Raw genomic sequence first — 7,616 nt, forward strand, 5'->3', positions numbered from 1 at the left:
ATGAATACCTGCAAGTCATCAGAAAAAACCTGTTGTTGTCCCGGCGAAAAACCGGATAACCACCAAACAACGCCATTAAACTCGTCGAGTGGGATGACGTTCAAAATCGAGGGACTGGATTGCGCCGAAGAGGTCGCCACGTTGAAAAGCGCGATAGGCCCGCTCGTGGGGGGGAGTGACAAGCTGGCCTTTGATGTTTTAAACGGTCGTATGACGTTGTTGCCTGATGCCGAGCTTGTGACTGAAAAAACCATCATCAAAGCCGTAGCGGCAACAGGCATGCAGGCGGCTCGTTGGCAGTCCGGTCAGGTCGATGCCGATGCCAAACAACTTCACCGTTCGAAGACCGTTTATACCGTACTTAGCGGTGTATTTATCCTGACGGGCATGCTGATTCATATCGCTATAGCCGGCGGCTTTGTGGATATTCAAACCGTTTTCAGCTCGGCAAAAAGCGGAACTCTGCAATGGGACGTGGTTACTCGCTATCTGTATAGCTTACTAAATGCTCATGCTCAGCAGGCGATGCCTTTGCCTGAAAAAATCGCCTTTGGTTTAGCGGTGGCTTGCGGTGCGCGGCATGTGATTGTGAAAGCGTTTTATGCCTTGAAACGCTTACGGGCGGATATGAATTTGCTGATGACGATTGCGGTTATCGGTGCGATGTTCATTGATGAATGGTTTGAAGCAGCAACGGTCAGTTTTCTGTTTGCGTTGTCGCTGGCGATTGAGAGCTGGAGTATTGGCCGTGCCCGGCATGCCGTAGAAGCCTTACTGGATTTAGCCCCATCGACGGTGACGATCAAGGATGAAGCCGGCCAGGAATGCGTGGTACCTGCCGCAGAAGTCAGCATAGGGACCCGTTTCATATTAGCGCCTGGGGCTAAAATCCCCCTGGATGGCAACGTAATTGCCGGTTTCAGTTCAGTCAATCAGGCGCCGATTACCGGTGAAAGCATGCCGGTTGCCAAACAAGTGGGTGACGAGGTGTTTGCCGGAAGCATTAATGTTGAAGGAACATTGGAAATCCGATCCACCAAGCTGGTTTCGGATACCACCTTGGCGCAGATTACCCGTCTGGTGGGCGAAGCCCATGGTAAACGAGCCGAAGTCGAGCAATGGGTGGAGAAATTTGCGCGTATTTATACCCCGGCAGTAATGCTGGTGGCGTTGACCATGTGCATCATTCCACCGTTATTTTTCGACGGGGCCTGGAGCGAATGGTTTTATCACGCCTTGGTGTTGCTAGTCATCGCCTGTCCCTGTGCATTAGTCATTTCGACACCGGTCAGTATTGTCGCGGCATTGGCATGTGCAGCCCGACAAGGCATTCTAATCAAAGGTGGTATTTATATTGAAACACCTGCTCATCTTCATGCGATTGCCTTTGATAAAACCGGCACACTGACTTCTGGTGAGCCCATAGTAACCGGTGTTTATCCATTCAATAGTCATACCGAAGAAGAACTTTTAAGCCGCGCTGCCGCACTTGAAGCACGAAGCAATCATCCGTTGGCAAAAGCCATTTTACGCTATACGGAACAACACGGTATCAACGTGGCCAGCGCAGACAATGTGACGGTTCTACCGGGTAAAGGTGTCACCGGAGTATTTAATGGCACGGATTTCTGGCTGGGATCGCGCCGCTATTTATTGGAACGTAGTCAGGAAATCCCGGAAATCAGTGAAAAAGCAATTGCCCTTGAACAAACAGGGCAAACCGTGATTGCCATTGGCAATGATCGGCATATTTGCGGTCTCATTGCCGTTGCTGATCAACCACGGGCCAATATTAAGTCAATTTTGCAGGCGTTGAGACAAACAGGAATCCAACACCTGGTGATGTTGACCGGTGATAATCGAGTGACGGCCAATAACATTGCGGCCCAAATTGGTATTGATGAGATACATGCCGAATTGTTGCCCGCCGATAAAGTGGAGATCGTCAGTCAAATGGTCGAAAAATACGGACAGGTAGCGATGATCGGGGACGGTGTCAACGATGCACCGGCGCTGGGACGTGCTAATTTGGGGATAGCCATGGGCGTGCTGGGTTCTGCTGCGGCCATCGAAACAGCGGATATCGCCTTGATGGGCGACGACCTTTCCAAACTGCCTTGGCTGATTGGGCATTCAAAAAGAACACTGGCTATTATTCGACAAAATATTACGTTTGCACTGACGGTCAAGGCTGCGTTCGCCGTTTTAGCCTTTGCCGGTGTGGCTACCTTATGGGAAGCCATTGCTGCAGATATGGGCGCTTCCCTATTGGTCGTAGCCAACGGATTAAGATTACTTCATCCCAAAAATACGGCTTTTTAAATGGCCTGAACTTAATTAAAGACCGCTTTAACATCGTCAAAGCGCCTAGACATTACCATTTCAAGATACCTTTGGAGATAACCGTGAAATTAAAATCACTGATTCCTTTAGTTTTAGCTGAGTTCCTATTATCCGCTTGTAGCTTCATAGAGCCCCATGCCATGGACACCGACCTGAACATTCAGCATGTAGCACTAGCGAAGCACTTCGAAGACGAAGCGAACGAATTACAGACCAAGATTGAAGAACATAAAAAATTTCTCAATCAATTTGAGTCACAACGCTATGTGTACGGTAGACATGCGAACGATCTCAAAGCACACAGCCAAGAAGTGATTGATCTTTACCAGCAGGCCGTTACTGCAAACCGGGACATGGCAGAAATGTTGCGGGAAGCGAATCATTAGTCGTCCGAAATCTAACCACTATTTCCAGATTTTTTAGACGGGAAATATTTCAATATTTGTGGCGCAAAATCCGGAATATTTCATTATTTGTGTCGCAAGTGGGTGTGATGTGTGCCACGAATAATGGAAAATCACTTCAAAATCAATCGACCATTTTTCACTTTTTGTGTTACCCGACAAGTCGTGTCGGGTTGCCGGGCTATGCTGCAAAAATTTCAATGCAATAATCCTGGGGTTGGCTTAAAGTCACCCTGACATGAAAAAACTAGGCCGAAACGATCCCTGCCCTTGTGGCAGCGGTAAAAAATATAAGCAGTGCTGCTTGAAGACAGCAGACGCCCAGATTGCGCATGATCGGGCTGAAGCCGTCCCGAAAGCCATCCAGTGGCTCTTCACGAAGTATGAGCAGCCGGCCCGTGCCGAGATTGATGAAGGTTTTTTTGGTGGACTCGACGACGATGAATATGCCGAGCTTCAGGACCTACCCGAGGACTCGTATACCGGCATTATGATCAATGCCATGGAATGGCTGCTGGCAGATGGCGTGCTGACCCTCAAAGACCAGGACTATCGTGTTGCGGATTTGTTACTTGGAAAAGGTGGTCCGCTATTGTCTGCTGAACAGCGACAATGGCTTGAGCGTCTAACAGCCCTCCCCCTCAGGCTTTACGAAATTGTGGCGGTGGTGCCCGGCAAATGCCTGACATTAAGGGATGTGATGCTGCCCGAACGCCCGCCCGTTCTCGTCCAGGAAAAATCGGGCTCACAACAAGCCAACCAGTACGACCTGATCGCGGCACGCATCGTGCCGTTTGACGCGCATTTTGAACTGTCCGGCGCCGTTTACTCTTTCCCCCGCCAACAAAGCTGGGATTTGTTGGAAGAACTCAAAGACGAATTAGAGGGCGTCGAGCCGGATTCTGCTCTCGCCAAGGAAATCACTGGTGCCATCATTCCGTTTCACTGGCTCCAGTTATTTGTCAGGGTCTTTGAAATGCCGCCAGTGGTTGATCATGTCACGGGTGAATCGCTGCTGTTCGTGACTGATCATTACCGGGTTCTGGACTGGGACGCATTGGACCAGGCGTTGTCCGGTGAAGCGGATATCGAAGGTAATCGTGATGCGGGTTGGAGCCGCCTTTTTGCAGGTGAGGATGGGCTGACACGGCAAAGTCTCAGTATTCATCCCAGCAAACGCCAGGATCGGATCAAAGTGTCTTATCATACTCAACAGTATGCGGACGAAGGCAGGCCTTGGTTCGAAGCGGTATCAGGCGCTGCTGTGGCCTTTCTCAGCCGGGAACTGTCCGATCCCAAAGGCATGCTGGCTAATATGCAGCCTCATGACATCCAAGAAAGATCGGAACCGATACCCCTGCCACCCGAGATAATATCCGAGCTCATAGAGAAGAGAATTCGGCAGCTTTACGCTGACTGGGCTGACAAGCCATTACCCATCCTGAACGATCAAACGCCGCGCGAGGCCATCAGAACTTCGGAAGGACTGGAACAAGTCAAATTCTTGCTGCACACCTACGAACATGGCGAAGCCCAGCAAGCCAAAGCGCAACACCGCCCTCCGGTTTCCTATGAATTTCTTTGGCAGTCAGTAGGGATCGCGCCGTAAGTACCGGGGATAGTTAATCTGATCCCAGGACAGGGTTAAAGGTCTTTAATGGTGGGGAACGCCAGTTTCGAAGCATTGACCCGGTTGCGCAAATCAAGACCCGGTTTAAAATGAACGGTGTGCCGACTCGGTAGACTGACAGACTCCCCGGTCTTGGGATTCCTACCCATACGGGCTTTGCGGGGAATCGTTGAAAAACCACCAAATCCACGAATTTCAATTCGTTCGCCAGTGGCGATAGCGGTAGTCAAAACATCAATGATAGTGTTGACAGCGAGCTCTACGTCTTTTTGCAGCAGGTGCGCTTGCTTGGCGGCCAGCGCCCCCATCAGTTCCGATTTTGTCATCTGAAATGTCGAAGGTTCGACGGTGAGTTAATCGTCGAATCATAGCGCAGTTTCAAGAGGACTTCGAGCCACTCAACGCCCTCTATCTCTCAAGAGAATTTAACCTTTAACGGCGTCTTTTAAAGCCTTTCCGGCTTTAAAGCCTGGTAGTTTTGCCGCAGCAATGGTCAGTTCAGCGCCGGTTTGCGGATTGCGGCCTTGACGCTCGGCACGTTCTTTGACTTCGAAAGTGCCAAACCCCACTAACGATACCGAATCGCCGTTTTTCAAGGTATTTTGAATGGCACTGAGGATGCCATCCAAGCCCCGCCCGGCATCGGCTTTACTGAGATTCGCATGGCTGGCAATGGCGTCAATGAGTTCGGATTTATGCATGGTTTCCTCAAAAGGTGGGATGTAAAAACTAGGCGTTGATGATCGCAGTTTCAACATGTTCCTTCAAGCAAATCAGTCTGGAAGGCGTGTAAACCGGAACCGCAAAATTTATGTACCAGTAGCGAATGTCGGCTTATAAAATTCGCAAATTGTCGCAACCGACCCCAAACAGCCGTTCGCCATCCAACTCATTGACAGTCCGGTCTCATCGTACAGCGGACCGTCAAACCAACGACAGAACCCTTAATAACGGTCCGACTAACAAATTGAACAATATAGTTCAGCGGCTGCTTGCCATGATTCTTCTTGGCAAGCAGCACAAATCACTTACATCTGGCGATGCATTGCTGCCATACTCAAATTGGCCTCGGCGGCTTTTTCATAGGCGTTAATAAGAACTCGGCAATGGCTGACCAAAGTGTCGCCCTGTTTACCGTAAAGATAACTTTTTGACTGATATTGGCTAAGCAGTTTTTTGTGCTCTTCAACTTTAAGTTGCAGTTCTTTGGCCGCCTCTTCGTAATGTTTCGCCAATGCCTCGTGATCAGCTTTGGTCGTTGCGCTTTGAACGGCTTGAGTCATATCCATCGGATGCGGGTTCATCTCACTACATGCCACTAAGATGCCAGCACCTAACAACAGGGTAATCAATAGTTTTGTTTTCATAGATTTTCTCCAGATTTAGTTGTTTTTAATCGTTAATTTCGTCCTGTTTTTATAGCTCATGGAGTGATGAAAAATTAGAAATGACATCAATCCATTCTATAAATCTTTATATTTCAAGCACAAATAGTGCCATTATTAAAATCAATGAGTTAAATTCGTCTTTACATACTCTCACGGCCGATTGCGCAATACTGGTGCAAATAAAGGTGTTACTGCACCGCATTGGGTCAACTTCCTAGGCCGATGTGCGAGCAACTTCATATCTTGCCTTTCGAGCTTTAAAAGCTGTGTTCAAGAAGTGTTCGCCAACGAGGCGTTGTAGCATGGCCTCCAGTTGAGATTCGTCTAAATCATTCACCTCTTGATGAAGACGCGGAGCAATCTTGGCAAAAATCGTTACCAGTTGAGGGTCAAAGTGGCTGCCGCCCTCTTTTACGAGCTTGGAAATAGCATCGACTACGGGCCACGCGTCCTTGTACGGACGTTGCGAGGTCAGCGCATCAAAAACGTCCCCGATAGCGAATATTCGCGCGTTCAGAGGAATGGCGTCCCCTTTAAGGCCTTGCAGATACCCGCTGCCGTCATATTTCTCATGATGAAACTCCACGACATCCCGCGCACCGGTTAACCAGTGCGATTTGTTTAGAATTTCCACGCCTAATGCCACATGCGTTTTCATGACCTCGAATTCATCCACTGTCAGTTTTTCCGGTTTCAGTAAAATCGGATCGCGGATGCCGATCTTGCCGACATCATGTAAAAAAGCCCCTGCAATGAGATCTCGCATATTTTCTTCGGGCGATCCAATCGCTTCGCCCAGCCGCAAGGCGTAATAGGTCACCCGATAATTATGATGGTTGGTTTCCGAATCGCGTTCGGCTATGGCACAGCCCAGCACATTCATCAGTTCCAGGTTGCCCTGTAAGAGTTCGCCGGAAAGCCTAATGACGCCTCGATTGAGGGACAGGACAATCGGATACATTAATAGGCTGGTAAAGAAAATGCCCAGTGTAACGAAACCCAGCATACGGATTAGGTTTTGCTTCAAGGCGGCAAAGGTTTCCGGATCAACCTGATAGACGCCCTCGAAATAACCCATCGGCGAATTTTGTTCGCCGATTAGCGGAACCAGCGTCACTAGCCACAATTGGCCATGAATGAAATGAAGGTCATGAGTAAACCCATCGGCTTTTGGAAATTGATGGCGATATTGGTCGATGAAATGTTCGACAAATTCCTTTCCTTTTCTAACGGCTTCGAGCTTTAATTGCTTGTTGCGGTCGTATAATTCAACAATCAGAAAATGCTGGCTAACCAAATGTTCAGCCAGTAGCCTCAGATGTTCGGTTGATTGGGTATCGAGTTGTTCCAGATTATGGGCCGACGCCCCGCTGAATAGCGCGGACTCTTTAAGCGCAAGTGCGTGAACAGTTTGTTCGGCTCGCTTGATCTCCAGCCATAAAATGGAACCGCCTACCGTTACACTCAGGAACAACCAGCCCAAAAACAATCGGGTCAGAATTTTTCGATGAATAAAGCGATTGGTGGACATCGCTTGTGGCGATTTCATCCTTTTAGGCTGATAGCGATGTGATTGCTTGGTTTTCATTGTTCTAAGCAAACTTTTTAGCTCGATTAAGCAGGATTTTTCTGAGCTCTAAGATTGCCAAGGGTATAAATCCAACCCCGATCCAGACTACGCACTGATGCAACGACACCGATTTGATCTGAAACAGGGTTTGCAGCATGGGAACATGGTGTATCGCCAACTGTAAGCTAAAGCACACTGTCACAATCAGAAACAAGCGCAGATTGGAAAACAAACCGATTTGCCAGATGACACGCTGTTCGCTTCGCGCCCCAAAGGCACGG

Annotated in this window: 8 protein-coding genes; 3 read left to right on the forward strand and 5 right to left on the reverse strand. The window is 48.8% G+C overall.

The window, feature by feature from the left end; all coding sequences use genetic code 11:
• The 3 genes from NP603_RS16160 (at window position 1) to NP603_RS16170 (ending at window position 4,356) form a co-directional block, all read left to right on the forward strand.
• Window positions 1–2,322, forward strand: coding sequence for a heavy metal translocating P-type ATPase (locus NP603_RS16160; RefSeq protein WP_256611982.1), 2,322 nt, complete (start codon window positions 1–3; stop codon window positions 2,320–2,322).
• A gap of 83 nt (window positions 2,323–2,405) precedes the next feature.
• Entirely contained in the window at window positions 2,406–2,729 is a 324-nt protein-coding gene (locus tag NP603_RS16165) for a hypothetical protein (RefSeq protein WP_256611983.1), read from the forward strand.
• A gap of 256 nt (window positions 2,730–2,985) precedes the next feature.
• On the forward strand, window positions 2,986–4,356 hold the full coding sequence (locus tag NP603_RS16170; protein WP_256611984.1) for an SEC-C metal-binding domain-containing protein: 1,371 nt from the start codon (window positions 2,986–2,988) through the stop codon (window positions 4,354–4,356).
• A 35-nt stretch (window positions 4,357–4,391) separates the two neighbouring features.
• Here NP603_RS16170 and NP603_RS16175 read toward each other — a convergent pair whose 3' ends face one another.
• The 5 genes from NP603_RS16175 to NP603_RS16195 all read right to left on the reverse strand — a co-directional run.
• The gene (locus NP603_RS16175) at window positions 4,392–4,703 is read right to left on the reverse strand and encodes an integration host factor subunit beta (RefSeq protein WP_256611985.1); all 312 of its coding nucleotides are present in this window, start codon (window positions 4,701–4,703) and stop codon (window positions 4,392–4,394) included.
• Window positions 4,704–4,802: 99 nt separating this feature from the next.
• The gene (locus tag NP603_RS16180) at window positions 4,803–5,078 is read right to left on the reverse strand and encodes an HU family DNA-binding protein (RefSeq protein WP_256611989.1); all 276 of its coding nucleotides are present in this window, start codon (window positions 5,076–5,078) and stop codon (window positions 4,803–4,805) included.
• Between the two features lie 327 nt (window positions 5,079–5,405).
• Complete coding sequence (locus tag NP603_RS16185; protein ID WP_256611986.1) at window positions 5,406–5,744, reverse strand: hypothetical protein; 339 nt, start codon at window positions 5,742–5,744, stop codon at window positions 5,406–5,408.
• Window positions 5,745–5,979: 235 nt separating this feature from the next.
• Window positions 5,980–7,353, reverse strand: coding sequence for an HD-GYP domain-containing protein (locus tag NP603_RS16190; RefSeq protein ID WP_256611987.1), 1,374 nt, complete (start codon window positions 7,351–7,353; stop codon window positions 5,980–5,982).
• A gap of 4 nt (window positions 7,354–7,357) precedes the next feature.
• Window positions 7,358–7,616, reverse strand: a 259-nt coding sequence (locus NP603_RS16195; RefSeq protein ID WP_256611988.1) for a cation transporting ATPase C-terminal domain-containing protein, incomplete at its 5' end; no start/stop codon positions are given.

Origin of the sequence: Methylomonas aurea (assembly GCF_024505045.1) — a bacterium.
GTDB lineage: Bacteria > Pseudomonadota > Gammaproteobacteria > Methylococcales > Methylomonadaceae > Methylomonas > Methylomonas aurea.